This window comes from Streptomyces sp. CT34, assembly GCF_000805335.1.
In the GTDB taxonomy this organism is placed as follows: Bacteria; Actinomycetota; Actinomycetes; order Streptomycetales; family Streptomycetaceae; genus Streptomyces.
The window spans coordinates 174254-200064 of the sequence record NZ_KN708638.1 but is presented as its reverse complement, the minus strand read 5'-3'; the positions used below and the strand labels follow the sequence as shown (position 1 = coordinate 200064).

Annotated in this window: 21 protein-coding genes and 1 pseudogene; 6 read left to right on the top strand and 16 right to left on the bottom strand. The window is 68.1% G+C overall.

Features of this window, described 5'->3' with window-relative positions:
* Window positions 1-23 precede the first annotated feature (23 nt).
* Both RZ84_RS00970 and RZ84_RS00965 read right to left on the bottom strand, forming a co-directional pair.
* Window positions 24-908: an IS982 family transposase gene (locus tag RZ84_RS00970; RefSeq protein ID WP_043262718.1), complete on the bottom strand. Its 885-nt coding sequence runs from the start codon at window positions 906-908 to the stop codon at window positions 24-26.
* Between the two features lie 62 nt (window positions 909-970).
* Window positions 971-2374 carry an MFS transporter gene (locus RZ84_RS00965; protein WP_052229656.1) on the bottom strand — a complete coding sequence of 468 codons (1404 nt, stop codon included), beginning with the start codon at window positions 2372-2374 and terminating at the stop codon, window positions 971-973.
* Between the two features lie 464 nt (window positions 2375-2838).
* Between RZ84_RS00965 and RZ84_RS00960 the strand changes: the two genes are divergently transcribed.
* Window positions 2839-3417 carry a TetR/AcrR family transcriptional regulator gene (locus RZ84_RS00960; protein ID WP_063772644.1) on the top strand — a complete coding sequence of 193 codons (579 nt, stop codon included), beginning with the start codon at window positions 2839-2841 and terminating at the stop codon, window positions 3415-3417.
* A gap of 730 nt (window positions 3418-4147) precedes the next feature.
* On the opposite strand, the gene RZ84_RS00955 is transcribed toward RZ84_RS00960, so the two are convergent.
* From RZ84_RS00955 to eno, 12 genes are all read right to left on the bottom strand, one after another.
* Window positions 4148-4636: a DUF6069 family protein gene (locus RZ84_RS00955; RefSeq protein WP_052229654.1), complete on the bottom strand. Its 489-nt coding sequence runs from the start codon at window positions 4634-4636 to the stop codon at window positions 4148-4150.
* Between the two features lie 623 nt (window positions 4637-5259).
* The gene (locus RZ84_RS00950) at window positions 5260-5487 is read right to left on the bottom strand and encodes a hypothetical protein (protein ID WP_043262717.1); all 228 of its coding nucleotides are present in this window, start codon (window positions 5485-5487) and stop codon (window positions 5260-5262) included.
* Between the two features lie 634 nt (window positions 5488-6121).
* A complete protein-coding gene (locus tag RZ84_RS40330; RefSeq protein ID WP_241777488.1) occupies window positions 6122-6793 on the bottom strand; it encodes a metal ABC transporter permease in 672 nt (223 codons plus the stop codon).
* Window positions 6794-7155: 362 nt separating this feature from the next.
* Window positions 7156-9909, bottom strand: coding sequence for a bifunctional YncE family protein/alkaline phosphatase family protein (locus RZ84_RS00940; protein WP_043262716.1), 2754 nt, complete (start codon window positions 9907-9909; stop codon window positions 7156-7158).
* Window positions 9910-9913: 4 nt separating this feature from the next.
* Window positions 9914-11248, bottom strand: coding sequence for an ABC transporter permease (locus RZ84_RS00935; RefSeq protein ID WP_107068214.1), 1335 nt, complete (start codon window positions 11246-11248; stop codon window positions 9914-9916).
* A gap of 59 nt (window positions 11249-11307) precedes the next feature.
* Window positions 11308-12249, bottom strand: a complete 942-nt coding sequence (locus tag RZ84_RS00930) for an ABC transporter ATP-binding protein (RefSeq protein WP_043262714.1) — start codon at window positions 12247-12249, stop codon at window positions 11308-11310.
* A gap of 653 nt (window positions 12250-12902) precedes the next feature.
* Window positions 12903-13340, bottom strand: a complete 438-nt coding sequence (locus RZ84_RS00925) for a hypothetical protein (RefSeq protein ID WP_198539923.1) — start codon at window positions 13338-13340, stop codon at window positions 12903-12905.
* Window positions 13341-13359: 19 nt separating this feature from the next.
* A complete protein-coding gene (locus tag RZ84_RS00920; RefSeq protein WP_043262713.1) occupies window positions 13360-13650 on the bottom strand; it encodes a hypothetical protein in 291 nt (96 codons plus the stop codon).
* A 95-nt stretch (window positions 13651-13745) separates the two neighbouring features.
* Entirely contained in the window at window positions 13746-15113 is a 1368-nt protein-coding gene (locus tag RZ84_RS00915; protein ID WP_043262712.1) for a hypothetical protein, read from the bottom strand.
* Between the two features lie 1177 nt (window positions 15114-16290).
* Entirely contained in the window at window positions 16291-16776 is a 486-nt protein-coding gene (locus RZ84_RS00910; protein ID WP_157878727.1) for a hypothetical protein, read from the bottom strand.
* Between the two features lie 780 nt (window positions 16777-17556).
* Entirely contained in the window at window positions 17557-18024 is a 468-nt protein-coding gene (locus tag RZ84_RS40325; protein ID WP_241777487.1) for a transposase, read from the bottom strand.
* Between the two features lie 344 nt (window positions 18025-18368).
* Entirely contained in the window at window positions 18369-19646 is a 1278-nt protein-coding gene (gene eno / locus RZ84_RS00900; RefSeq protein WP_043262711.1) for a phosphopyruvate hydratase, read from the bottom strand.
* 182 nt (window positions 19647-19828) lie between these two features.
* Between eno and RZ84_RS00895 the strand changes: the two genes are divergently transcribed.
* From RZ84_RS00895 to RZ84_RS35870, 3 genes and pseudogenes are all read left to right on the top strand, one after another.
* Window positions 19829-20251, top strand: a complete 423-nt coding sequence (locus RZ84_RS00895; RefSeq protein ID WP_043262710.1) for a MarR family winged helix-turn-helix transcriptional regulator — start codon at window positions 19829-19831, stop codon at window positions 20249-20251.
* Between the two features lie 921 nt (window positions 20252-21172).
* Complete coding sequence (locus RZ84_RS38665; protein ID WP_157878726.1) at window positions 21173-21490, top strand: SH3 domain-containing protein; 318 nt, start codon at window positions 21173-21175, stop codon at window positions 21488-21490.
* 124 nt (window positions 21491-21614) lie between these two features.
* Window positions 21615-22119: pseudogene (locus tag RZ84_RS35870) on the top strand (transposase).
* 49 nt (window positions 22120-22168) lie between these two features.
* On the opposite strand, the gene RZ84_RS00890 reads toward RZ84_RS35870, so the two are convergent.
* Window positions 22169-22933: a GNAT family N-acetyltransferase gene (locus RZ84_RS00890; RefSeq protein ID WP_043268718.1), complete on the bottom strand. Its 765-nt coding sequence runs from the start codon at window positions 22931-22933 to the stop codon at window positions 22169-22171.
* Between RZ84_RS00890 and RZ84_RS42440 the strand changes: the two genes are divergently transcribed.
* Window positions 22895-23263, top strand: a complete 369-nt coding sequence (locus tag RZ84_RS42440) for an NUDIX hydrolase (RefSeq protein WP_347232718.1) — start codon at window positions 22895-22897, stop codon at window positions 23261-23263. The genes RZ84_RS00890 and RZ84_RS42440 overlap by 39 nt on opposite strands.
* A 533-nt stretch (window positions 23264-23796) precedes the next feature.
* Here RZ84_RS42440 and RZ84_RS00885 read toward each other — a convergent pair.
* Complete coding sequence (locus RZ84_RS00885) at window positions 23797-24771, bottom strand: Lrp/AsnC family transcriptional regulator (RefSeq protein ID WP_043268716.1); 975 nt, start codon at window positions 24769-24771, stop codon at window positions 23797-23799.
* Window positions 24772-24875: 104 nt separating this feature from the next.
* Here RZ84_RS00885 and RZ84_RS00880 point away from each other — a divergent pair, with 104 nt between their 5' ends.
* Window positions 24876-25751 (top strand): SDR family oxidoreductase, encoded by an 876-nt coding sequence (locus tag RZ84_RS00880; RefSeq protein ID WP_043262709.1) that lies wholly within the window; start codon window positions 24876-24878, stop codon window positions 25749-25751.
* The last annotated feature ends 60 nt before the right edge of the window (window positions 25752-25811 follow it).

Here is a 25811-nt window from a genome sequence, read left to right as displayed (position 1 = left end):
CTAGATGAATGAGTCCGATGTTCTCAGTGGTCGAAGGCGGTCAGGGATCGTTTGATCTTGGCGCCGGTGGTCCAGTTGTGCCAGACACCTGCTGCGAGTGCGAGGAGTCGTTGGCCGGTGCGGGCGAACACTCCAGGCAGGGTTCTGCCTCCGTGTTGTTCCAGGCTGAGCTGGCCTTTGAGTGTGGCGAACACGGCCTCGATCCATTGGCGGACACGGGCGAGACGGCCGTGTCGCACGGGCTCGTCCTTCCGGTCCGGACGCACCAGATGGACGCCCAGGCTCTCGGTCAGGAACGCCTCGAACTCCCTTCCGGCGAAGCCCTTGTCGGCGAGGATCACTTGGCCGGAGCGTACGAGGTGGTGGTCGCGTTCCAGCAGTGCGGTCATCACCTCCCGTTCGCCGATCTTGGGATGGGCCAGGCACCAGGAGATGGGCATGCCTTCCGCGGTGGTCAGCAGGTAGAGCCGAAAGCCCCAGAAGAAGCGGGAATGGCTGGGGCAGTATCCGTATCCGGCGTGCCCTGCCAGTTCGGAGCGTTTGACTGTCTGGCGGGAGGCGGCGCACGGCAGTGGGGTGGAGTCGACCAGGCGCAGGTTGTCGTGCCAGGTGGGCACCTGCTGGGCCAGTGCCTGGAGCACGGCCGAGATCAGTGGGCCGGCGGCGTTCAGGCGCTTGTTGTAGGCGGATTGCTGGGGCAGGTAGCGGAAGAGGTGTCGTAGGCGGGCGTGCGCGAAGCGGATCCAGTGACGGGTAGAGGGAAAGCCGAGCAGGACCTGGGCGACGGCCAGGCACAGCAGTTCGGCGTCTGTCAGTTTCGGGGGTCGCCCGATCCGGCGACGAGGGGCCACATGGTCGTCGATGAACACGTAGAGTGCCGCCAGAAGGGCGTCTAGGTTTGTCGTCACACACGAGCCAACGGGCGCCCTTCGCCATGGTCGCGGCCAGCACAAACATCGGACTCATTCATCTAGGGCTGGGGTGGTGGCAGCCGGGTCGCCACCACTGCGGAGGCCAGTGCACAGCAGGCCGCGACGCCGAAGGCCAGCGCGTTGCCATGGGCCAGGGCATCAGCGCCTGTCGCGCCGCCCGCGGCCGGGTGCGACCGCGCGTACGAGTCCGCTCCGGCGGCGGCCAGGGTGCTCAGGACGGCGAGCCCGACGGCACCGCTGACCTGGCGCGTGGTGTTCAGGATGCCCGCGGCGACTCCGGCAAGGGACGGCGAAACTCCGCTGGTAGCACACGCCGTGACGGGGGTGAAGGCGGAGCCGACTCCGAGTCCGAAAACGACGCCCGGCAGGGCGACGGTCAGCGTGTACGGGCCATGCCCGCCGAGCGTCAGCGCCAGCGCGCCGAAGCCGGCTGCGGCCAGAGTCAGGCCGGCGACGGCCACGGCGCGAGCCCCGAACCGGGGGATGAGCCGGCCGGTCACCAGACCAGAGACCATCAGCGCGACCGCGGTGGGCAGGAAGCCCAGGCCTGCGCGGAGAGGGCTGTAGTGGTGGACGTTCTGCAGATGCAGCGAGACGAGGACCGGGCTCGCGAAAAAGGCCAAGCCGAGAAGGAACATGGTGGCGTTGGCGACCTGGACCGGGCGCCTGCGAACCACCAACGGTGAGACGAGGGGCTGCTCCGCCCAGCGCGCCTGATGCACGGCGAAGAGGGCAAGCGCGATGGCTCCAGCGGCAACGGGGCCCCAGACACGGGGCGCGGCCCAGCCGTACACGGTCGACTCCATCAGCCCGTACAGCGCGGCGGCCAGTCCGGCGGTGACCAGCATGGCGCCGGGCAGGTCGAGTCGCTGCCGCGGCGCGGGTTCGCCATCCTCGCGTCGCTGTTCCGCTGCCGGTACTTCTCGCCGCACGTCGAACAGGACGCGCCAGGCGGTGGTGGCCGCGACCGCCCCGAACGGCAGGTTGATCAAGAACACCCAACGCCAGTCCAGGAGTTGGGTGAGCACTCCGCCCAGCACGGTCCCGGAGGCCGCGCCCACCGCGCCGACAGCGCTCCACACCGCCAGGGCCCTGGCTCTCCGGGGCCCCTCCGGAAAGGTCTGGATGATCACCGACAGGGTGGTGGGCATCAACAGCGCCCCACCCAGCCCTTGGACGGCGCGTGCGATGAGCAGCGGACCAGCCTCGGTGGCGAGGCCACCGACGGCACTGGCCAGAGTGAACAGGGCGATGCCGATCAGAAGGGTGCGGCGCCGTCCGTATAAGTCGCCGCAGCGCCCGCCGACCAGCAAAAAGCCGGCGAAGGCGAGGGTGTAGGCATTGACGACCCAGGGCAGTGCGGTGGGTCCGATGCCCAGGTCGGCGCGGAGGGAGGGCAGGGCGACGGAGACGATCGTTGCGTCCAGGACGATCAGGAACATCACCAGGCAGGCCAGTGCGAGCAGCGCACCGTTGTGGACCGGGCGAACCGGCTGAACCGGGCGGGCTCGTGGGACGGGTTGGGCCGACTGCGGTGGCCGAAATAGCCGAAGTGTGCGGCGTAGTAGGGGAGTTCGGCGCGTCCGGGCGGGCATGGCCTGCCGCGCGGTCCTGGCCTGTGGTGTGGGTATTGGCTGTGGTGCGGGCATGGTGGATCCTTCCGGAGTGTGGAGGAACGGGACGGCGCGGAGCCGGCCCGGAGCGCGGGACGGTACGAACCGGAGCAGCGGCCTCGGGACAACGCGGCCCCGGGCAGCGGAGCCCCGGGGCAGAGCAGAACCGGGGCAGCGCAGCGTGGAAATGCGCCGGAGGCCCCAGCCGGTCAGGGCAACAGGTTAGGGCAACCTTAGTAGTTTGTGAAATGAATTCATTAAATGCGTGGCCATCCCTCACTAGGCTGGCGGTCATGCCCGAGCTCACCCCCGGCCGTAAGCCTGCCGCCCGTACCCCCCGCCCTGGTCGCCCCGCGGTGATCGACCGCGATCGCATCGTTGCGGCTGCCCTGGAGCTGGACCAGGACACTCTCACCATGCAGGCGGTCGCGCGCCGCCTGGGCGTGGCGACCTCTGCGCTCTACCGCTGGGTGGGCGGCCGTGCGGAACTACTCGACCTGGCCAGCGCCGAGTTGAGCCGGCGGATCGTGCCCCGGCGCGAACCGACGGAAGCCGACTGGCGTGACTGGCTGGCCGAACTCGCCCACCGGATCCGGCGCGAGTTCCGCGCGGTGCCCGGCTTCGCCGCCCGCGCCCTCACCGGCGGGCACCGGGCGGTGGGACATGACATCGTCGAGCGTGGCGTGGTGACGGCCTTCACGCTCGGCGGGCTACCGCCCGAACACGCCCGTCAGCGTTGGTACGTCTTCGCGACCGCCGTCCTGGGGTGGCTGGCCGCCGAGGAATCCGGGCGGTTCCCGGCCGACCCTCCGATGGATTTCGACACCCTGGTGGAGGTGCTGCTGGGGAGCGTCCAGGCTGAGGACGGCTAGAGCCAGTAGCCGCGGCGACAGGGATGGACTTCTGCTTCCCAATCGTGCGGTCCGACCGGGGAAACAGAGAGCCAGTGGCGTACGGCACTGAACAGTTCGCTGCGCCACCGAACTAACCAGTCGGGTATTTGTGCAGGCAAACACGCCACTGGTCTGGTTCGTGGACCATAAGGACTTCCCCCAGCACGCGCAACATCTTTGGGACGTCACTGAACACCCCACCACCACCCAGCCGTTCGGCGGCTTCCCCGGGGTGCAGATTCCCGCCAACTCCACGTCGGTGTTTGTGACGCTTGCGGCAAGTCGGCGAAGATCGTCGCGTCCGCCGAGGGGTGGCGGGTAGAGCCCAACGCGCCGCTATATACGTCAAGTTGGAGAGCCAGGCGGAACTGGGAGTTGGGGATGCCGATTTCCGCACGGTCCAACTCCGGGGATTCCTGGGGCTGCTTGCACCGGTCGAGCGGCTCCAGTTCGGCGTCCTCGCGCTGCGGGCTTCCTCGGCCGAGCGACGGGCTACCTGCTGACGGAAGCCTGTCCATGCGCCTGCGCCTGCGCTTGGGGCTTGCACCACCGCAGTGCCTCCCGCCGCGGCCGGCGCGGTCATCACTCCTGCCGGCATCCAAGTGGGGCCACGCACTTGCGGCGTGCATTGCTACCACTCGGCTGATTGCGGATAGCGCGGGTAGCACGCGTTACGCCATCCGACGTGGTCGTCTGGCTGTGATCGCGTCTACCACCGGGGAGGTTCGTGCGTGGCTTGGCGGTACTGAGTGCGCACCCACGTCCGTGCTCCGCCACCCGCGCCGATCAGCAGCGTGGTGATGACCAGCCCGATGAGCGCGTTGAGCACGGTAGTGGCGATGGTCTCGGTGCTGGTACCGATGACCTTCAGGGGAATCGCCACGGCGAGGACGGTCAGCAATCCCATGATCCAGCCGAAGAAGGTGGTACCGCTCGGGGTGGTTCCGACCAGGAAGTGCAGCAGCCCGGTGGCGGCCAGCGCGACGACACCAGCGCCCACGGCGTAGGTGGTGGTGTTGGCGTCGCCCCACAGACCATCACCCATGGGAGCAAAGACCGCGAGGTGCAGCAGTCCTCGCGCGACGAGGATACCGACCTCCGCGACCAGTCCAGCGACCACGGCTGTCGCGAGCCCACCCGCCCACAACCGTCCGCCATCGATCCGTAGTTCGTCACGCTCCAGGTAGCCACTCGTCATTGGGCTCTCCTCATTTCCTTGGTCGATGAAATCAGCCTGAGTTGCCCGGCCTTGCAAAGCCCCGACGCGACGTCCGACCCTGCCGGGACGCCACCCCTTTGAGGTCTGACACCGCCGCCGCGAGTACCGGCGACCTGGTTCACGCTGACGCCCGGGATCGATTGGCCACAAACGCTAACGACGCTTCCCGAAGCGTGCCACGTACCTGCTGTGACGCTATTGCAACGGTTGCTCACAGGTGAGGTGACATCGGAGCAGGCACGGCCGGACACGGGATGAGGGATGGCCGGGTTCACAACGCATCACATCGGATGCGCGTGATCGAGATGCACTGACCGCAGGGCCTTGAGTACACAGGAAACGCCGCCGTGCGGCCAATTCTCCCCGGTCAGACAAGGCAGCGAAGATCGCTGAATGGGGTCAGATATGACGGTCCAGTGGGGCCGCCCTTCTCGTTGGAGGGCAACCTCGCCTGCTCCGACGCCACTTCACCAGAAGACCACGAGACCGCACCAGCAGGCTCGCAGCATTTCACCCCGCCGACCAAACGATCGGCAGGGCGAAGTGGTCAGCCCCGAAATTGCCTCGATAGCGGCAAGAGGCTCCCGGGGCCCATGGGTGCCTCAGAGCGCGGCGATGCCGAAAACGCCAGCCTGGCCCGAGACGGGGCCGTCGACCTGTATGCCGCCGCCACCGCTGATCGCGCCGCCGGGCAGCGCGGGCAACCCCGGCAGACCAGGGAGCGCGGACGGGGCGTCCTGCATCATGTCGCCGAGAATGCCTCCGGAAACACCGTCCAGGTCGGCGTCGGAAATCTCTCGGGTTTTGACGGGGGTGCAGTCATTACGCATGTCTGACCTTTCCACTCGTGGCTTGGCGCGAGAGCAAACCATGCCGACCGGCCAGTCGGCGACCCCGGCCCATCGGTAATGTCTGTCGAGGTTCCCAATATCCGTACTTACCGACCGGCAGACCAGTCACGGGATGTCAGCGACTCCTTCACATGTTTTTCGAGATCCGACACTGTGGCCGGTTTACGGCGCCGCCGGCGCCGTGGATTCAGTGGGGCACGTTGGTGTTAGAGGCCGGAGGGGACCCGGCGGATCGCGGCGGCGCGAGGGAGTTGTGGCCTTCCTGTGTGCGCCACTGAGGCTCGGAAGGTGATCGCAGCTGACATGTGCTCTCAGGTTCGCGGAGTGGCGATCAGGTCAGTGAGTGAGGTGACGTGCCAGTCGGCGCCGGTTGCTTCGGGGGCGGCCCACAGACTTTCGCCGCTATGACACCGGCACGATCTCCCGCGCCGCCCCGTCCGCCCGCGCCCTCCTCCAGCAGACCGTGCGGCGCAGCGCGGCGGGCGCCGTGGACAGCCCGGTCCTCCACGCCCTCGGTACCCTCCGCCCAGGTCCGTACCGCCGCCGACCACACAAAGTGGTGCATCTGGCTGCCACGAGTTCGCGATGCAGCAGACCGCAGATGCAGGATCGGTCAACACCCGGACCCGGCCGCACACTTGGCCGTGATCGACGTGGATGCGGTTCCAGTGCCGGGTACCACGGCTGCCCTCGGTCTCGCCGGACAGAGGCGGCGCGGACAGCTCACCACCCGTCGGGGAACGCCGGCCGCGCTGAGCCACACGCCGGCCAGACGGCCGTTGGGCGCGCAGCCGCTCCTGTGCTCACGGCTCACCGCACGGTCGCACAACCATCTGGACTGGCTCGTCCCCGCTACGCAGTGAAGCCGCTGTCGATCGTGAGGCCGTCCCCGGTGAGGAAGGCGGACGGCGAAGCTCGGCGGTATCTTCGGCACCGTGTACGCGGCGAACAGCCCGGTCCACATCTCCAGTGCCGCCAGTGCGGCGGAGAGGGCAAGTGCCCGGTAGGGCCGGTCGGTGAGCCGGATCGCGGCGCCCGCGGGGGCGGCGAGCAGGCCGAGCAGGAGCAGTGAGCCGACCGCCTGGGTCGCCTCGGCGGCGCTGATGCCGGCCAGGGCGAGGAAGCCGTACCCGAGTAGGCGGACCGGTACCCCGCGGGCGGCGGCCACGGCCTCGTCGAGCGTGGCGAACAGCAGCGGCCGGGCGATGAGGACCACCAGCAGGACGACCCCGGCGGCCACCGATGCGGCGACGATCGCGCCAGCGGAGGAGATGGCGGACAGCAAAGGACCACACAGCGGCCGAGCGCCTCGCTCGCCCGGCCGCAGATGCCGGCGACAACGAAGCATGGCTGCACCTGGTTCGGACGCTCGCTCGCTCTGGTATGCCCTCATAGAGCCAGGCTCTCAGCCGGACCAGGCGCACAGCACGACCTCACACGCGAGCGCCTGCGGCTCGCTGATCGGCCTCACCATCAACCCCGCATGGCCGCATCCGGCACTACGAGTTCAACCTCAGTAGTGGATGGCGGAAGGCATCGGGTGACGAGGCGGGGTGCTGCTGAACTTGCCGGTCCCGGGCCGCGGCCCGGGACCGGCTGTGCTCCGGGCCGCGGTGAAGCCAGTCGCCCCTCAGTCTCCAGCAGACATCAGCCGTCGTTCTCCGAGGACGGAATGTACGCCCCTGGCACATCCTGCGGCGCGAAGATCTTGTTCTCGCCCGGGTACGGCTTGTTCCAGTTGTGCGTCTCGTACCAGGTGAGGTGGTTCATCTGGGCGGGGTTGGCGTAGTCGGGGACGGCGTGGGGGCCGGTCAGTCGCTGCTTGGACTTCCACTTGTCCCAGGTTGCCGCCAGGTCCTGCTTGTCCGCGGGTACCTTCGCGGGCGAGACGGCCGCTGCCTTGGGGCTCTGCGGTGCCGGGTTGTCCGAGCCGCAGGGCGGCTGGGTCTTCAGGCCGTCGGTGAGTGGGACGCGGTTGGGCTGCGCCTTGAACGGGGTGGTGTCCGGGGTGGGGGTGAAGGCGCCGCTCATGGGGGTGGCCGCGCTGTCCTTCTGGTTCATCGGGTGGATCCCGAGGATCTGCTCGATGGTCCGGATCATCGTGATCTGGCTGTAGTAGTGGCTGTCGGTCTTGCCGTGCTGTGCCCAGGGGCTGATGATCTGGATCGGGGCCCGGTGCCCGTCGACGTGGTCGAGGCCGGCCTGGGAGTCGTCCTCGACGACGAAGATGGCCGAGTCCTTCCAGTACTTGCTGTGCGAGATCTTGTCGACCATCTTGCCGACCGCGAGGTCGTTGTCCGCGACCTGGGCGGACGGGCTCGCGGGACCACCCGTGTGGTCGTTGGAGAACCAGAGCATGTTCAGGTTCGCCGGCCCGTTCTTCTCGAAGTCCCGCTTCCAGACCTGGTACTTGTAGATGTCCGGGACGTCGAGGTCGAACATCGGGAAGCCGCGCACCGACACGTCGTTGAGCGAGGGGATCGCCGACCCGGTCTTGATGGGGTAGGCCGTGGGCCGCCCGGTTGCGTCCATGGTCTTGGCGTCGCAGTACAGGTTCTGCCAGGACGCCGCGGACGGCTTGCTCTCCACCGACTGGAACTCGCCGAAGTCCTTGACGGACTTGCCTGCCGCCTGCGCACCGGTCCACAGAAAACCGGACTTCTGGTGGCCGAGAGCGTCGTTCTCGGTGTCGTAGCTGCGCTGGTACTCACCGGCCGAGGACTCGGTGTACTCCGGATTGTCGCTCTGCATCAGCCAGTTGTGGCCCTCGGCAGAGTTCGTGCCGATGTCGTAGGTGTTGTCGTACAGCCCGAACTGCCTGGCCATCGCATGCTGGTTCGGCGTCACGTTCTCGCCGAACTGCGTCAGCTTCGCGTCGCCGTTGCCCCGCGGGATGTCGCCGAAGACCTGGTCGTAGGTCCGGTTCTCCTTGACGATCAGGAAGACGTGCTTGATCGTCGAGGGGTCGCCGAGCCGCCGCGGGACCGCTATCGGCTTCGCGTGGCTCCTGCCGTCGGTCTTCTTGACCGAGTCGCCCGTCCAGCCGTTCTGCTTGAAGACCTTGGCCGTCTCGGACCTGATGACGCTGTCGTCCGGCAGGGTGAACCGCTGCAGGCTGGAGGTGGTGTCGTGGGTGCCGTGCGCGCCGCTGGTGTTGGGGCGGCGGGCGTCGACACCACGGGTGTTGGAGACCAGCACCTGGTTGCCGACGGTGGCGATCTGCGAGGGGAAGTAGTCCGTGGGGAGCAGGCCGACGTAGCTGACCGGTTCCTGCGGGCTTTTGTACTTGTATACGGCGACCGCGTTGGCGCGGCCGAGCGTCACCAGCAGATGACCGTCGTCGGTGAGTGTCACCGCGTTGGGTTCGTAACCCACCGACGCCTCCGGCCACGGACGGGTGGCGATGGTCTGCACGACCTTGTCGCCGGCGGTGCTGATGACCGACACGTCGTTGGTGGCGGTGTTGGTGACGAACAGTGCCCCGCCCTTGGCGTACAGGGCGGTCGGGTGCAGGCCGACGTCGATGCTCTCGACGGCGGCGGCCGGCTTCGCCAGGTTGATGACGCTGACCGTGCCGGTGGTGGTGGCACCGGTCTTCGGGTCGGCAGGCACCTGGGTGTCGTAGGAGTTGATCGTGGTATCGCCGGGCTTGGCCGGACGGCCGCCCTCGTTGCTGACGTAGAGCTTGTCGCCGACCCTGACCATGTCACGCGGGGCGTTGCCCACGTCCCAGCTGTGCCTGATCGCCCCGGTCGCCGCATCGAGGGCAACCACCTTGTTCTGGCCGTTGACCGCGGCGTACACGGTGGAGCCGTCGGACGAGAACACCGGCTCACCCACCAGCGCGTGCTTGGAACCGTCCGCCGGGATCCGGATGAACGTCGGGTCGGTGACGCTGCCGTCCGGGCTCACGGTGAACTTGGTGTAGCCGTCGGTCTGGCCCAGCCACAGCTGCTTGCCGTCGGGCGAGTACGTGGGGCCTTCCTGGCCCACGGAGTTGCTGCTGATGCGCGGGTTCGACGATGCGGAGGCGCTGACGAACTGCTGCACCTTCCAGTTCTTGCGGTCCACGATGGCCAGCGCCGCTCCGCCGTCGGTCAGTGAGGCCGCGACGTGGGTGCCGTCCGGACTGACCGAGGACGACATGATCTTGCCGTTGTTGATGACGAGGCGGTCGCCGTAGGGGGCGATGTACTGGTCGCTGGAGACGACCTGGCCGTCGGCCGTCTTCTGGCCGACCTGGTCGGTGCCGAACTGGTGCGTCTGGGCATAACCGATGCCGGCGGTGGCGGCGAGAACGACCGCGGTGGCCGTTGCCAGGGCACTGCGGCGGCTGAAGCGTCTGTCGAGAAAGCCGGAACGGTCGTTCTCGTCATGCCGACGGCGGCGTAGGACCTGCATGGAGTCATCCCTTCGAGGTGGAGAGAAGTTCGACATTGCCGTCGAACTGCCACAGCGGGTTCGGTGCGTCCCCCTCCGGGGTCCGCACCAGGAAGTAGCCGTTGACTTCCTTCGGCCCATCGCCATCGGCCATGAACCGCCCGTCCGGGGTCACGTCGAGCTGATAGACGGCCTGCCCCGCGGGCTGGACGCCGGGGAGATGCCAGGAGACGACGCAGCGCCAGTCGTTGCCCGGCCCCTGCGCGGCGACCTGGAGGCCGCCCTTGTCGCACGTCGCCGTGGCTCTCAGCCGGGCCTCGGTGACGGCGGGTCGGTGGAGCTGCTCGGTCTGCATGCGGTACAGGTGGGCGAATGCGGTGGCGACCGAGCTTTGCACCTTCGCCTGCCCGATCCCGGAACCGGTCGCCGTCGCCCTGGCCGTCGCCGTGTCCGTGGCCGTGATCGAGGTGGTGAGGACCGCCACCGTCATGGCGACCAGCCCGAGCAGCGGCAGCACTCCGACCGTGACCACGCGGCGCCCCGAGCCGTCGTAGCTCGGGTTCGTGAAGTCGCGCCGCAGGAACAGCAGATAGGCCAGCGCCGTCGCCAGCACGGCCCACGCCAGGCTGACACCGATGCCGATCAGGAGCGGGGCGAGCTGGGCCGGGGCGGTGAACAGGCCGTTCCAGGCGATGAAGGCGTAGCTGGGCAGGGCGAGGCGTACGGCGACGGGCAGCGGCATCATCTGGGCGAGCTGCATCGCGAGGGCGACGAGCACGGGCAGCAGCAGTCCCATCGGGGAGCGCCCCAGCGCGACCGACCCGAGCAGTCCGATCCCGGCGAGGGCGAGGGTCGGAGCGAGGACGCAGACCCAGGCGAGCAGGACCTTGACGGCAGCGTCCGCCGGCGTCAGCAGGTGGCCGTCGAGGCCGACCAGCGGCTGGTTGCCGACCGCCACGACCCCACCGGCCGCGCTGGAACAGGCCAGCCCGGCCACCAGCAGCAGGAGGACGGTGAGACTGGCGAACGCCTTCGCGGCGAAGATCCGCCTGGGCGACCGGACCGCCACGAGCAGGTGGCGCCAGGTGCCGAGCCGGTCCTCGGCGGCGAACACGTCGCCGGCCACCACCGAGGTCAGCAACGGAAGCGCCCAGGAGCCCGCGAAACCGAGCATCACCAGCGGTCCGGCCCATCCCGTGGCGTGCATCCAGCGGCCGAAAAGGGTGTCGACGGGGAGCGTGCTCTGCTGGCTCACCGCGGCGACGAAGAGCGCCGGCGCGATCCAACAGGCAAGAACCAGCAGGCGGATCCGCCACTGCGAGACCAGCTTGACCAGCTCGAAGCGGTAGCCACGCGCCACCGAGGCGCGGCGGGTACCGGCACCGTGGGGCTGAGCGTGGGCGTGGGCGTGGGTCGCGGTCACCGCCCGGACTCCTCAGGTCCGGTGAGGGCGAGGAACGCTGCCTCGAGCGGCGATACCACGGGGGAGAGCTCGCGTACCGCGACGCCCGCCTGCACCAGCCGCACCACCAGATCGTCGAGGGCAGGCACCGGCGCACGCACCACGAGCACCTGCGCGTCGTGCCGTGACCCGGTGTCATCCACGAGGCGGATCCCGGCCGTTGCGGCAGCCAGTTGGCGGGCGGCGTGCGCATCGGAGGTGCGTACCCGGTAGTCGAGCTCCTGCTCCTCGGCGGCCAGCTTGCTCAGCGGCCCGGAGAAGACGACCCGCCCGGTGGCGAGGATGGTGACGTCGGAGCACAGGGCCTCGAGGTCGTCCATGCGGTGACTGGAGAGCACCACGCTGGTGCCGTCCGTCGCGAGCCGGGTCAGGACACCGTGAACGTGTCTTTTGCCGGCCGGATCCAGACCGTTGGACGGCTCGTCGAGCACGAGCAGCCGCGGCTTGGTGAGCAGCGCCGCGGCCAGCCCCAGCCGCTGTCGCATGCCGAGCGAGAAGCCGCGGGCCCGTTCGTCGGCGACATCGGTGAGCCCGACCTGCGCAAGCGCGTCGTCGATCGCCGTCGTCCGCGCGTCGTCACCACGGAGAGCGGCCAGCGCGGCGAGGTTCTGCCGGGCGGTGAGCGAGGGGTAGAGACCGGGGGCGTCCACGAAGCCGGCGACACCGTCGGGAGCGTCGAGCGCCCGCCCGACCGGTGTACCCCGGATGTCGAGGCTGCCGCTTTCGGCGACGGCCAGACCCAGCAGGAGGCCGAGCAAGGTCGTCTTGCCGGCGCCGTTCGGTCCGACCAGGCCGTGAATCTGCCCCTGCGCCACATCCAGGTCGACGCCGTCGAGCGCGACGACATCGCCGAACCACTTGGTGATCCCGCGAGCCCGGACTGCAAGGAGTGCGTCCATGAGTCCCCTCCCTTCGAAGACCTCAAGGACCGTAGATGAAGTGCCCAACGGTGATCAGGAGCAGTCAGTTGAATGCCCATGAAACGGTTGACGACCGGCATGCACCGCGACGATGCCCGGGCGGGTCGCGCCGAGATGGCCGGGATGTGGAAGTCCTCGCCGGCCAACCCGAACAAGGCGTGAACGAAGGCTCCGCGCCCAGCCGGGATCGACCGGATGATTCCAGGTGTTCCTCGGATGTCATCGACGTCTGCTGAGGTATCCCGCGCGCAGCACGTCCGCGCAGCACCTCGGCGGCGGGCATCGGGGCGGGAAGGACGCTTGGTCACCGGCGTTCGCGCGGGCGGCTGGGCCCGGCCCGAAGGCATGCCGGCGAGGTGAACAACGGCGCGCCCGAGGAACGCCGAGCCACCCGCCAGGCAGCCTCCCGACCGGAGCTCGTTTCATCCTGAAGCCGCACGTCGGCGGGCGAGGCGATGAAGCGCCGACGCAGGTGAGGTGGCCAGGGGGAACCGTTCAGCCCCGGCTCGACGGCCGTTGGAGCGCCCGGTCAGTGGCCGAGGGCCGCAATGGTGCGGTGGGGCTGTGGCGACGCCAGGCGATGACAAGGAAGGCGATCAGTCCGACAACCGGTAGTGCGCAAATGCTCCAGCTCAACGGCAGGGGCGAGCCGGGCTGGTCGAGGACGGTGAGGTTCCGGAGGGAGCCCGTACCGTGGCCGGCCGGGCCGTCGATGTCGAAGGTGAACGTCCATGTCCGGGTTCGAGCAGCGCCTTGACGTCCAGTCCCCAGACGTCCCGTCGGCGCGGATGGCGGACCAGCGGGGTGGTGACCTTCAGGCCGGGGCCGCTGCGGGTCGGCGTCCCGGATGTGCCGGCTGTGCCGCCATCCGGAACGAAGGTGAAGTCCAGCGACTTCAGGGCGCGCAGCGGCCACGTGGAGAAGCCGACCGTCAGGTGGTGGGGACCGGCCTGCACCTGTTCGGTGTGGACGATCTCGACCGGCTGGTAGGCCAGGGCCACGGGGGACGACACGAAGACGGCCGCGGCCGTCGCGGACAATACGAGCAGCAGTGCGCGAATGCGTCGCATCACTGGTCGGTGCACGAGTTCAACGGCCTTCCGGGATCGGTGCGGTGGCTGGTGAGTTGGCGCGCAGCAGGACGGCGAAACCCCCGGCGAGAGCACCGAAGAGCAGGCTCACGAGGACGTCGGTGACCAGGGCGGTGGCGCCGTCGGTGTCGGGCCTGCCGAGCAGGGAGCGCTGCAGGAGCATGGAGGCGCCGAGCACGAGGCCGCCGACGGCGCCGAGAAGCTGCGGCAGCCGGCGCGCGACGCGGCCGTATGCGCGGCGCAGCCACAGCATGCCCTCGCTCACCGCGGCCAACAGGAGCGCGAACATGGGGATACCGGAGGCGAGTTCGGGAGGCCGGTGGCCGGTTCGTCACGCAGCGGCAGCCCCACGTCGGCCGCATAGACGTGCGCGGCCCAGGGCACTCAGGCGGTGCGGCAGGCGAGGGACGCGGAGAGCTCCTGCCAGGCGTCGGCCTGGGGGTCGGGGAGTTCCGTACGCAGGAGTTGCCACTGCTTCTCGACACCGAACGAGGGGGATTGGACGAGGAAGGTGACGGCCTGGCGGGCGCGGTCCAGGGCCACGTCGGCGTCACCGGAGGCGAGGTGTGCCCGTGCGGCATATCCGTTCCCCAGGGCCGCACTGCGGACCTCGAATCGGGTGGCCGTGGGGGCCGGGTCGAGCAGGGGCAGCAGATGGTCGAGGGCGCGGTCCATCTTTCTGAGAAAGAAGTGGGCGGCGCCGACGAAGAGTTCCATCTGGTCGGCGGTGAACCAGTTCAGGAACGGGGGGTCGTTGTCGTGCGGGGAGGGGGAGTAGAGCGCACGGGCGAAGTGCAACTGACCGAGGGCGGCGGTCTCTTCCCCCTGCATCGCGTACGTGCTGGTGCGGATGAGGCCGATCAGGGCGGCCAGCCGGGGGCTGTGACCGGAGCGTTCACAGGTCCGGTATGCGGCGTCGAGGAGGGAGTGGGCGTTGGCAGGCTTCTCGCTGTACACCTGCAGCATGGCGAGCAGCGTCATCGCCCATGCGCCGAGCGGGCGGTTCTCGGCGGCGGCAGCGGTGCGCATGGCGGCCAGGAGGGCGGACTTCGCACGTCTGTGGTCGCCGAAGTCGAAGGAGAGCCAGCCGCTGTAGCAGGCCGCGTTGGCCGTCAGGGCCAGGAGGGCGGCTCCCGTCGGCCCGTCGTATGAGGCGTTGCGGACCAGGTCGCACAGCAGGAGGAGTTCGGCGTCCACGAGCGTGCGGATACCGTGGTGCCCCAGCTCGTCGTAGAGCTCCCGGGTTTTCAGTTGGCGTTGTTCCAGGGCGGCCACACATTCCGCGCCGATGCGCAGTCCGCGGCCGGGTGGTTCGAACGGAGCGGCGTTGTCCAGCCACGCCGTGGTCAGGCTGGTGATGGCCTGCTCGCAGGAGATGAGACCGTCGTCGTTCCCGTCCGGACGCGGCGGGGTCCGGCCGATGGTGTCCAGGGCGTGCAGTGCCTCGTCGCAGCTCCACGGTGTCTGGAGCAGGGATGCCTGTCCGGTGGCCGTGTACAGCCACTCCGGCCAGCCGAGCCGGAGCACCTCGGAGCGGGGCACGTCGTGGAGGTGGGCGAGGGCGAACTGGGCGTTGAGTTCGGGAGTGACCTTGCCGGACTCCCAGCGGGCGATCTTCTCGCGGCGGGCCGCCATGGTCCCGAAGCCGAGTTCGGCATGGGCGTCGGCGATGCGACTGGCGTAGGCGGCGTGTGAGAGGCCTTCCCGTTTGCGCAGCAGCGCGAGGGGATGGCGCACGGGGCGATGGGTCATGTGCGAGGGGTGCTCCGATGGGGGAAACAGGTCGGAGAGTGACTTATGGGCACACAAGATAAGTAAAAGATGTAAGCGGTATCAATAGACGGATGAATTCCTTGAAAGTGCAATTTCTATGTTGAATATGAAACCAATGGTTTCCGGGGGTGGGATGACTGGTGGGCGCTGGTCTGCGCGGACGCGGTGTGTCCCGGAGCGCGGGCGAGGTGTGTCGCGAAGCACAGCCGGGCTGCGGCACGCATCACAGCCGAAGAGCGCCCTGACGTACGACCGAGGCAGCCGCGAGGCGCAGCGGACGCACGTCGACCGCACGCCCGAGTCCCTGGGAATGCGCCCTCCAGGATGTCCCTGAACAAGGCCGGTCAGCACCTCGTCGTCGCTCCTGGCAGCCATCTCGCCCCACCGCCTCGGTGACACAGCCCAGCGGCCTCTGTGATCGATCAACTCGCTGAGCGTGCCGACAGGAGCCTGGCTGATCGCTGGGGGCTTCCCATCCCAGCCCCGTGTCGGCGCCCCACCCCGCCCCCGGCTCGGGTGTGCGCGGAGGCGGGGAACACGCGCAGGAGAGCGTTGCGCATACTGGCCGGCCTGGCCGTCGGCGAGGTGCTCGGCATCTTCGGGCGCTGCCCTTGCGGACCGTTTGGACGGGGCCGGGCGCGACGGGTCCGCCGTCCAGTCCTTGCGCACGATGCCTTCCAGCGGGATGGTCTCGCCGAGCGGAAGGTGGGTGGTGGAGGAGTCCTTGTGCCGTTCAACCAGCCTCAGGACGTCGATGACGGGCTTGTGCCGGTCGTTGGAGTAGCGAAGGGCCAGGACGCCGAGCAGCTGCATGCCGCAGTGGACGTTCGGCAGTCCTCCCTCAGTCGGTAGCGGCGTTCTGCGCGCTTCTGCCGCGACGTATCGCCGACGCTCTGAGACGACGACACCGAGCCCACTCAGAACGACAGCCATCACGTCATCCGTGACGCCGGTCACAGCGTCGGCGATAGGTCGTAAGGCACCGCTCACGTCACTGGCCGCTTCCACCGGTCACCGACTTCTTCACGGTCGGCGGCAGGAGCTTCTTGCCGCCGGCTCAGTTGTGGCCGTGAACGAACCTCGGCCGGGCGCACAACCAGCCAACAGGCTTGTCCTGACGAGCGCTTGTCCTGATGAACGTGCCACGCCTGCCCCGTCAGACCTCCGGGATCTTGGTGGGCGGGCACTCCCTGTCCCGCTGCCCGGTGATGTCCCACGTGTTCATCACGGGGACCCAGCCGTAGATGAGCTCGGTGGGGCGTCCGCAGACATTGACGCCGGGGTTCTTGTCGATGAAGCCGAGACCGTAGGAAGGGTCGAGACCCGGCAGCAGGGCGACACCTCCACAAGGCTGCGGGACGATGTACCACAGCAGAGCCTTCGCGGCCTTCCCGCTGACGGTCTTCGGGTCGACCCACCGGATACCGTCGGCGACGTTGTCGGGGTTGACCGACATGTACAGGGCCGGTTCGGAGGGGAGGTGGGTTTCCAGGCTCTCGATGGAGTACAGGTTGTTGCCGGCATGCTTGCCGGCGATGTGCAGACGGAAGAGATGTGCGTTGTCCGTGTTGTTCTTGAGTGGCAGGTTGACGACCTGGGCGTCACCCTGCTTCCGGATGTAGGTGCCGTTGAGTCGACTCACGAACATCACCGACTCGCCTGCGGTCACCGAACTGGCAAAATCGTCAAGGGCGTTGGGCCACATGACCATGCCTCACTTCGCATACGGAGGGGGGTTGAGTCGCCCCGTAGGGCCGGGCCCATCCTGCGGGGCCCTCTCGTATCGGCATCCCCACCCAACCGGCACCTAACTCGGTTGTACGCATATGAAAAGTTGCGAACCGCTGCATGCACCCCTTTCTGCACCTCTACCGTGAGCGGGGGTACGCGGTCGTGAACCGTCCGCTCAGCTTTGGATCGAATGGCTGTTGACTCGGAGCGCGCACGCCGCCCGGGAGGTCGGCCGTCCCCGACCGCGACGGAAATCTGGGAACCCGTACGCAGGTGCTGGTAGTGCTTGGTCAGGTTGGTATCGGTTCTGGCCTGTCGCGGTGACAGCTGCGGCAGACGCCGGTCCAGGCCACGAGGATTAACTGCAGTTCGCGGGCGACTCGGTAGAGGTTCAAGCCGGCGCCGTCTCTTGTGGGGACCGGCTGATGCGCTGGAGGGTGCAGAAGGCGTGCGTGACGGAGACGAGGGTGACGTGGCGGTGCCGGCCTTGAAGGTGCGGCCTTCGAAGTGGGCCAGGCCCAGGCCTGTTTCATCTCGCGGTAGTCGTGCTCGATGCGCCGGCGCAGTTTCGCTGTGCGTACGAGGGTGGCCGGTGGGGTGTCGGCGGGCAGGTCGGACGGCCACGCCCAGCCCGAAGCGGCACGACCGGCGACGAGGGGGACCTCGATGCTCCACGATCTGGTCTCGTCGATCATGTCCAGGGCCAGTTGCCACTTCTCGACGTGTCCGGCGTCGGCGGGGATGCCGCACGTGGTGCGGCGGCGACCTTGGCCGCATCGGCCTTGGGCGAGGCGGGATCCCAGCTCTCGGGTACGAACAGCCGCCAGTCGACCGCTGCCGAGGCGAGGTCGTAGGCCAGGTGTAGCGAGATACCTGCCTGGCAGTTGGTGACCTTGCCGGCGGTGCCCGGAGTACTGCCGTGCCACGCACGCCGAGGCGCCCCGTCCTTGAGGAACCCGGTGTCAACGACGATCAGCGCGGCCGGCTTGATCACCCGCTGCATCCTCCAGGCCAGGCGGGCTCGTACACGTGCCTCGTCCCACGGGCTGGTGGTGATGAAGTGGGCCAGGGCTTGCCGGTTGCCGTCCTTGCCCAGCCGAGCGGCCATCGGTCCCACCGACTTGCGTCGCCCGTCCAGCAGCAGTCCTCGCAGATACACACCGCACACCGCCGCTGATCCGCCCGCGCAAACGGCTCGAACATCTCCGCCGCAAAAGTCCTCCAGATCACACCGGACCGCGGCCAACTCCCCACCTGACACACCCGGTCAACAACACACCTGATCAAACGGACACACCCACCGGTGAGTGAACCTGACCAGGCACTACTACCTCTCGCGGCGGATCATGGTGGCTCTGGGAGCCGGCTCTGATCGGTGGTGGTAAGTGGGGTCGATGCGGTCTCCCCTGCTCGAACGAAGTCGAGAGCGTGGGGAAGTTTGAGGACAACGCCGCAGACGGGCGTGCCAGACTCCGCGGCCCAGGCATGATCCGCCGACAGGCCCTAGCGGCGCAACGCTTCCGTGCCTGCGTACTGGGCGCTGTCGCCCAACTGCTCCTCGATGCGGATGAGTTGGTTGTACTTGGCGGTGCGGTCGGAGCGGGACAGTGATCCGGTCTTGATCTGGCCGCAGCCCGTGGCCACCGCCAGGTCCGCGATCGTCGTGTCCTCCGTCTCTCCCGAGCGGTGCGACATGACGACGGTGTAGCCCGCCCGGTGGGCGGCGTTGACGGTGGCCAGGGACTCGGTCAGGGTGCCGATCTGATTGACCTTCACCAGGACCGAGTTGGCGACGCCGGAGCCGATGCCCTCGCGCAGGAGGGTCTCGTTCGTGCAGAACACGTCGTCACCGGTGAGCTGGCAGCGCGCACCGACCCGTGCGGTCAGGTCCCGCCACCCCGTCAGGTCGTCCTCGGCCATCGGGTCCTCGATCGACACGATGGGGTAGGCGTCGATCAACTTGACCAGGTAGTCGGCGTGTTCGGCGGGTGTGCGCCGTGTCCCTTCCCCGGTGTAGTCGTAGACGCCTTCGCGGAAGAACTCGGACGACGCCGGGTCCATGACCAGGCCGATGTCCGTGCCCGGCCGATATCCCGTGCGCTCGACGGCGGTCACCACGAAGTCGAGGGCCTCCTCGGCGGTGCGCAGGGCGGGTGCGAAGCCGCCCTCGTCGCCCACCCCCGTGGAGTGCCCGGCGGCGAGAAGGTCGCGGCGCAGGGTGTGGAAGATCTCGGACCCCATCCGCACGGCCTCGGCGAAGGTCTGCGCGCCGATCGGGGCGATCATGAACTCCTGGAAGTCCAGGGGATTGTCGGCGTGCGCGCCCCCGTTGACGATGTTCATCATCGGTACGGGCAGCAGCCGGGCGTCGGAGCCGCCGAGGTAGCGGTAGAGCGGCAGGCGGTGGGCGGCGGCTGCGGCCTTGGCGGTGGCCAGGGAGACCCCGAGGATCGCGTTGGCGCCGAGCCTGGACTTGGTGGGGGTGCCGTCCGTGGCGACGAGGGCGGCGTCGAGGCCGGCCTGGTCCTCGGCCTCGCGGCCGGTGACGGCGGTGGCGAGCTCCGTGTTGACGTGGCGGACCGCGTGGTCGACGCCCTTGCCGTGCCAGCGGGCCGGGTTGCCGTCGCGGAGCTCGACGGCCTCGCGGGCGCCGGTTGAGGCACCGGAGGGGACTGCGGCCCGGCCGATGGATCCGTCCGCCAGTTCCACGTCCACTTCGACGGTGGGGTTGCCCCTGCTGTCGAGGACGCGGCGGCCGGTCACGGAGGTGATGGCGGTCATGGGAGTCCTTCCCGTTGTCGCATGTGTGCCGGGGTCCGGCTGCGGCGACGGTGGCGCTGGACCCGGCGCAGGACACTCTACAGCAATGCTGTGCAGTTGTGCTGTTTAGTTTCGCTGTTCAGTCTTGCTGTACAGTCTTCTGTTCAGTTCTGCTGTGCAGCTGTGCTGCGTTAAAATTCGGTATGCCCCTTCCGGAATCCGCCGCCGTCGCGGCCGAACTGCGCACCGCGATGGGAAAGCTCACGCGGCGCGTGAAGCTCGAGGACCAGATGCCGCTCGGTCAGGTGGCCGTCCTCGGTGCGCTGGACCGCAGCGGTGCGATGACGACCAGCGAACTGGCGGCCGATCAGCGGGTGCGCCCCCAGTCCATGGCCCGAGCCGTTGGGCTGCTCATGGAGCAGGGGCTGATCACGCGCCGGGCGCATCCGACCGACGGCCGTAAGAGCCTGGTCGAGCTCTCCTCTGCGGGGCAGGCGCTGCTGGAGGAGGAGCGGGGGCGCAGGGCGGATTGGCTTGCGCGGGCGATTGAGGCGGAATTGACGGGGGAGGAGCGGGAGTTGCTGGCGCGGGGGATTGGTCTGGTGGAGAGGCTCGCAGCCCACTAGCCAAGCGCGGATTTGCCGACGCGCCGGCAGGCTACTCGGCTTGCCAGGGGTCGTTCGGGCTTACGCCTACTGGTATGACAACGACGGGTGTTACTACTCGGCCGTGCCGGATTCCCCGCTGATGGAAGCCTGATACATGTCCGCGCAGGTGCGCGAGTCCTTGACCAGGTCGTCACGGAAGGCAGCGACGTCGTTTCAAGCACGAGTACGGGGAGAGGTGAACCTTGATCTGATCCCACGCCGCCCGGTAGTCGGCCGGCAAGCCCCGGCCCGGGCTTCGAACGCCTTCCATTCGGTTGTGAGATCGCTGCCTGTAATGGCTTGCCAAAAGTTCATCTTCCGCCCTCCTTGAGCTTGTCGATTCGTGATGAGACGTACTCCCATTTCGCCCAATTACATGGTGGGCAGCTCGTTCGGCGCGCTGATACAGCAGGAGTCGCGCAAGCTGCAGGGGCTCACGGACCGGGGCCGGCACGCATATCAGCTGCGAGCCGCTGCGCGAAGCCGGAGCCGGGACGCTGGCCGGAGTTGTTGCCCAGGAGGTCGGTGCGATCAGTGTGCCGGCTCGGGTGACTGACCATACCGAGGGCCTCGCGGCATCGGCTGTGTACGGGATCGCGGTGGATACCGTCCGCGGGTCCACGATCGACGAATCGGCCGAATTCGCCCGTCGGATCACGCAGATGCGGTCCTATCTGGGCGCGTATACGGGAGCCTTTCGCGAGGGCGACGTCGTCTATCTGTCGGGCCGCCCGGTCCACGTCCGAGGCCCACAGACCCGTAGCACTTTCAGGATCGAGCCGACGCCATGGTCTGCGGACCGTTATACCGGAATTTCATCGCCGCCTACTAGCGTGCATCGGGAATTGACCATGCGATATTCCAGTATTCACGAGTATCGCCTCCAGCCATGGAGATCTAGTGCGTAAACTCGCTTCAAAGCTGACACTGGTTGGCCTGTCCGTTGCTTTCGTCGGAGGAACGCTCCTGTCCCCGCAGGCACAGGCGGCCCAAGCCGCGGCAGGAGTGCCCGGGCGCTTCATCGCAGACGCCGACATCCTGGCAGCTCCCGACGGAGCGATCGTGGGCAAAGGCCGGAACGGCCAGCCAGTCACAATCAACTGCCAAACTCCCGACGGCAATTGGTGGAACCTCAACGCCCCCGAAGCCGCCGGCTGGGTATGGCAGCCGAACCAGGTGTTGCGCGACTGGGGGACCCCCGACCCCCCGGTCTGCTGACCATCTCCCGACTCGATCAAACCATCGGGCTCCCCCGCCGGTCACAGGCTGGTGGGGAGCCCCACACGTCTGTGAACTAGGGCGTGTATCGGAAGTGGATCTTGAGGTGAGATGATCTGGTTCTGTGGCGCGTGGAGACCTGACGGATACGCAATGGGCCCGCATGGAGCCGGTGTTGCCCAGGGGCAGGAAGCCGGGCCGTCCGCCGATATCGACCAGGCGGCAGCTGATCGACGGCATACGGTTTCGTACCCGCACCGGCGTCCCGTGGCGGCATGTGTCGGAGCGGTATGGGCCCTGGGTCCGGGTGTACGACCTGTTCCGCCGCTGGCAGCGGGACGGCACCTGGCAGCGGATCTTCGCCGAGTTGCAACCGTGCCTACCTGCGCTGACGCGGTATCCGCTGCACCATCCCGCACAAGGCGGACCAAGCTCGCAACCGCAGGAATCTCGGCTCGCTTGCTGGCCTGCCGCCCAAGTTCGACGCCGAGGACTACAAGGCTCGGCACGCTGTCGAGTGCGGTATTGATCGCCTCAAAAGGCACCGCGCTGTGGCCACGAGATACGACAAGCTCGCGGTCCGCTACGAGGCCACTGTCCTCGTTGCGGCCATCAACGAGTGGCTGTGACCAGCGCTGTCAGGAAAAGCGGGCAGAGGGCCAGCGGAGTTTAAGCGGGTCAGGGGTTGATGGTGTGTTCGGTGAACTGGCCACAGGAGCGGAACCCCAGGCGGCGGTAGACGGGCTCGCCGTCGGCGGACGCCTGCAAGACCGCGATGCGGTGATCTCGGTCGCGGGCCGTGCGGAGTGCCGCGAGCGTGATGGCACCGCCGTAGCCACGTCGGCGGTGGGTGGCCAGAGTGCAGATGTTGTAGATCCCGGCAACCCCCGCGTGATGAAACACTTCGGCCGAACAGACCGGACGGCCCCCCACGTAGCCGACCAGGTACCGGGCCGGGCAGTGCGCGGCCAGTGCCTGCGGGGCGGCCTGGGCGAAGAAGCGGCGGACGGTGTCAGCAGGCGGGTCCCAGTTCGCAGCGAGAACCGAGGCGTAGTCGGCGAGCCGTTCGGGTGTGGCCACCGTCTGGATGTCCAGTCCTTGGGCGGCGGGCAGTGGCAGGGTGTCGTCCAGCTCGGCCCACATGGCCGTCTCGCGTTCGGACGCCGGCAGACCGGCGGCCGTCAGACGGGCGGCGAGGTCCAGTGGTGTCGAGGCAGGCCCCACCCACCAGGAGAAGCGGCGGCCGGTGCGAGCCAGCGTCTGAGCAGTTTCGGTGATACGTGCCGGTGCGGTGGCGGCGGCGAAGCGGGCTGCGGCAACGATGTTGAAAGTGTCGTCGTCCAGGCCGCTGTCGGCGACCAAGAGGTCACCAGTCTCTGTGACGGCCGCACCGGTCATGCTTCGATGCAGGTGACAGGCATGCTCCGCCAGGTTCCGTTCCATCCTGTCCATCAAGTCGGCTTCATCGAGGAAATGAGCATTCACAGCGAACAACCCCAGCATGACCAGGCGAAGGTCGCACGTGATTTTGGATCGTCCGCCGACGGTGTCGCGCTGGCGACCGGCGCATTCGATACACGCCCTAGGGTCGAAGAAGGCGATCTGCGCCGGCAGTTCCCGGCGGGCAAGGTCGAGGCCGGCGAGGCCGCCGAGCGGACCGCTGTGCGGGGGACTCAAGAAGAGACCAGCCTGACCGTCGGGCCTTGCGGAAAATGTGGAGGAGTACTCTCAGTGAGGTTTCGTCATGTCGCAGCATATACAGGCTCGTTCTGAGCCCGGAATGCGACTTGAAGAGCCATCCGACCATGGTGTGTCGGGGACTTTGTGGTGGCTGCTGTGCCCTACTGGGGTGGGCGGGGGCTTGGGGCGGTGTTGGTGGTTGCGGAGGATCGCGTGGGCGGCTGTGCGTAGGGCGGTGACGGTCCCGACTGGTGGCCGCCACTCTCCCTGGCGCCGGGCTTTCGCGTCTGCGTGTCGCGTGTTGGCGGGATTCCGCCTCCGTGGCTGTGTCTGCGGTTCGCTGACCAGGTGATCGCGCACCCGTACGCGATGCGTGTTCTGTCGGCGCGCATCGCGGCTTGAATGTCCGCACGCTTACGGCCGGGCAACCTCGGCTGTACGGCCATTTCGAGTTCGCGGGTTGTTGGCGCTCTTTGAGAACAATGGTCATCCCCGCTCGTCGGCCGTACTAGGGCGCAGGCTCAATCGGAGGTTGCGCCATGGTTGATCAGGATCTGAATTGGTATGCGGGTGCTTCTTGTTCGGCAGCTCGGTGGGCGCCGCTGTCGTGCGTGGTGGGATGCGGGTCAGCGGGGTGTGAGGACGCAGGCTGCAGCGCGTTTGAGGGTGCGGATGACGGGGGCGGTCTCGATGGCGTGGATGGCATCGAGCGCAGCTACGCGTTCGGTGAGATAGCGGCACAGGTCCTCGGTGTCACGGCAGTTCACTGCGGCGACGAGATTGCTGGGACCGGTGGTCATGGCAGCGAAGGAGACTTCGGGATGGCTGGCCATCCGGCGTGCGACGTCGGCCAGTTGGGATGGCCGTACCGACATCCACAGTCGTGCTTCGGTGGGAAAACCCAGCGCGGACGGCGCGATGTCCGTCGTGAATGTGAGTACTCCGGCGTGGCGCAGCGCGTCCACACGGCGCTTGACGGTGGACTCTGCGGTGCCTGTGGCCAGGGCGAGCTCGGAATAGCCGGTCCGTCCGTCGCGGGCCAGGATCTCCAGCATGGCTCGGTCCTGATCGTCGAGAGTGATCGCCTCGGTGGTCGCCGAAGTGGCGGCGGGGCCGAGGGTGTGGACCTGTTCTTCGGTGAGCGAGGCCGCGCCGGCCCAGGTGCCCGGCAACACCGTCGCGCGGAGGAGCAGGTGCGCGGAGACTGCGGTGACGCGGCTGGTACGGGGGAGTTTGTCCAGGAGCAGGGCGTCACGCTCATCGGCGTTCGGGGTTTGGACGTTGCACGATACCTCCGTTCCCCCGGAGAGCAGGTACACGTAGGCAGTGTCGGGCCGCGCTGCGAGCGCGCTTGCGATGGCTCCGGCTCCGTCAGGGGTGCACTGCACTCGCAGAGTCCACGAGGTGTGGCCGAGGCGCGCGCCGTTGACCGCTCCCACGACCCGCAGCAGGCCGGACGACCGCAGCCGTCGGTAGCGACGGGCCACCGTGTTCTCCGACACGCCGAGTACTTCCGCGAAGGTGCGGAACGGCACCCGCCCGTTGATCCGCAGTGCGTGGATCAGACCTCGATCGACGCCATCGAGAGTGACGGTTTCCATCATTCAAGACTAGTTCATGCCGGATCTTTGCAACGATGTGGTGCCGACTGGAGACTTCGCCCCCGTCCGATAAGAGTGAGGGGAGCCGAGGGCGGAGGGATTCGATGACACACAACAGCACCATCCTGGTCACAGGGGCGAGCGGGAACGTGGGCCGACAGGTGGTCTCCCAACTCCTGGCCGCACGTTCCGGCACGGTGCGGGCACTGACCCGCACGCCGGCCGGGGCCGGCCTGCCCAGCCAAGTCGACGTGCGGCAGGGCGACCTGAGCGACCCGGTGGCACTGGAGGCGGCGGTGGCCGGAGCGGATGTGGTGTTCCTGATGTGGCCCTTCCACAGCGCCGAGCCTGCCGTCGTCGTCGTGGACACCATCAAGCACCACGCCCGTCGCGTGGTCTTCCTGTCCTCCGGCGCTGTCCAGGATGGGTTCCTCCCCGAGCAGCAGCACCATCCCGTGGGTCGGTCGCATGCGCGCGTGGAACAGCTCATCGAGCAGTCCGCGCTCTCCTGGACCTACCTTCGCCCGAGCACCTTCGCCGCGAACACCTTGTGGTGGGCCGATCAGCTTCGAGCCGGTGATGTCGTGCACGGCGCGTACGGGGCCGTGCCCATGGCGCTCCTCCATGAGGCGGACATCGCCGCAGTGGCCGTGCGCGCGCTCACCGAAGACGGGCACGACCGCGCCACTTATCACCTGACCGGCCCCGAAGTCCTCACCCAGGCAGAGCAAGTGCGAACCATCGGCCAGGTACTGGGCCGCCCACTCCAGTGGGTTGAGCTTTCTCGCGAGGCAGCACGCCGCCGACTCCTGGCCGACGACAGCTTCCCCGACACGTTCGTGGAACCCCTCCTCGACGGCTACGCCGACATGCTCGCCGCCCCTCGCCCGACCATTACCCACACAGTCGAAGCAGTCACCGGCACACCTGCACGTACCTACCGTGCATGGGTCTGCGACCATGCCGCTGACTTCCGCTGAAACCTGCGTATGCAGTTGATCCCCCCCCAGCACGTGCGCGATTCTTGGAAGCTGGCGGAC

Bases quoted from the DNA above. Each gene is read 5' to 3' on its own strand.
- RZ84_RS00965 (WP_052229656.1), bottom strand. From the start codon at position 2,374: ATGTTCCTGATCGTCCTGGACGCAACGATCGTCTCCGTCGCCCTGCCC.
- RZ84_RS00925 (WP_198539923.1), bottom strand. From the start codon at position 13,340: ATGCGACGCATTCGCGCACTGCTGCTCGTATTGTCCGCGACGGCCGCG.
- RZ84_RS00890 (WP_043268718.1), bottom strand. From the start codon at position 22,933: ATGGAACGGAACCTGGCGGAGCATGCCTGTCACCTGCATCGAAGCATG.
- RZ84_RS00955 (WP_052229654.1), bottom strand. From the start codon at position 4,636: ATGACGAGTGGCTACCTGGAGCGTGACGAACTACGGATCGATGGCGGA.
- RZ84_RS00920 (WP_043262713.1), bottom strand. From the start codon at position 13,650: ATGTTCGCGCTCCTGTTGGCCGCGGTGAGCGAGGGCATGCTGTGGCTG.
- RZ84_RS00885 (WP_043268716.1), bottom strand. From the start codon at position 24,771: ATGGAAACCGTCACTCTCGATGGCGTCGATCGAGGTCTGATCCACGCA.
- RZ84_RS00880 (WP_043262709.1), top strand. From the start codon at position 24,876: ATGACACACAACAGCACCATCCTGGTCACAGGGGCGAGCGGGAACGTG.
- RZ84_RS00960 (WP_063772644.1), top strand. From the start codon at position 2,839: ATGCCCGAGCTCACCCCCGGCCGTAAGCCTGCCGCCCGTACCCCCCGC.
- RZ84_RS00950 (WP_043262717.1), bottom strand. From the start codon at position 5,487: ATGCGTAATGACTGCACCCCCGTCAAAACCCGAGAGATTTCCGACGCC.
- RZ84_RS00915 (WP_043262712.1), bottom strand. From the start codon at position 15,113: ATGACCCATCGCCCCGTGCGCCATCCCCTCGCGCTGCTGCGCAAACGG.
- RZ84_RS00895 (WP_043262710.1), top strand. From the start codon at position 19,829: ATGCCCCTTCCGGAATCCGCCGCCGTCGCGGCCGAACTGCGCACCGCG.
- eno (WP_043262711.1), bottom strand. From the start codon at position 19,646: ATGACCGCCATCACCTCCGTGACCGGCCGCCGCGTCCTCGACAGCAGG.
- RZ84_RS42440 (WP_347232718.1), top strand. From the start codon at position 22,895: ATGCAGGTGACAGGCATGCTCCGCCAGGTTCCGTTCCATCCTGTCCAT.
- RZ84_RS00940 (WP_043262716.1), bottom strand. From the start codon at position 9,909: ATGCAGGTCCTACGCCGCCGTCGGCATGACGAGAACGACCGTTCCGGC.
- RZ84_RS00930 (WP_043262714.1), bottom strand. From the start codon at position 12,249: ATGGACGCACTCCTTGCAGTCCGGGCTCGCGGGATCACCAAGTGGTTC.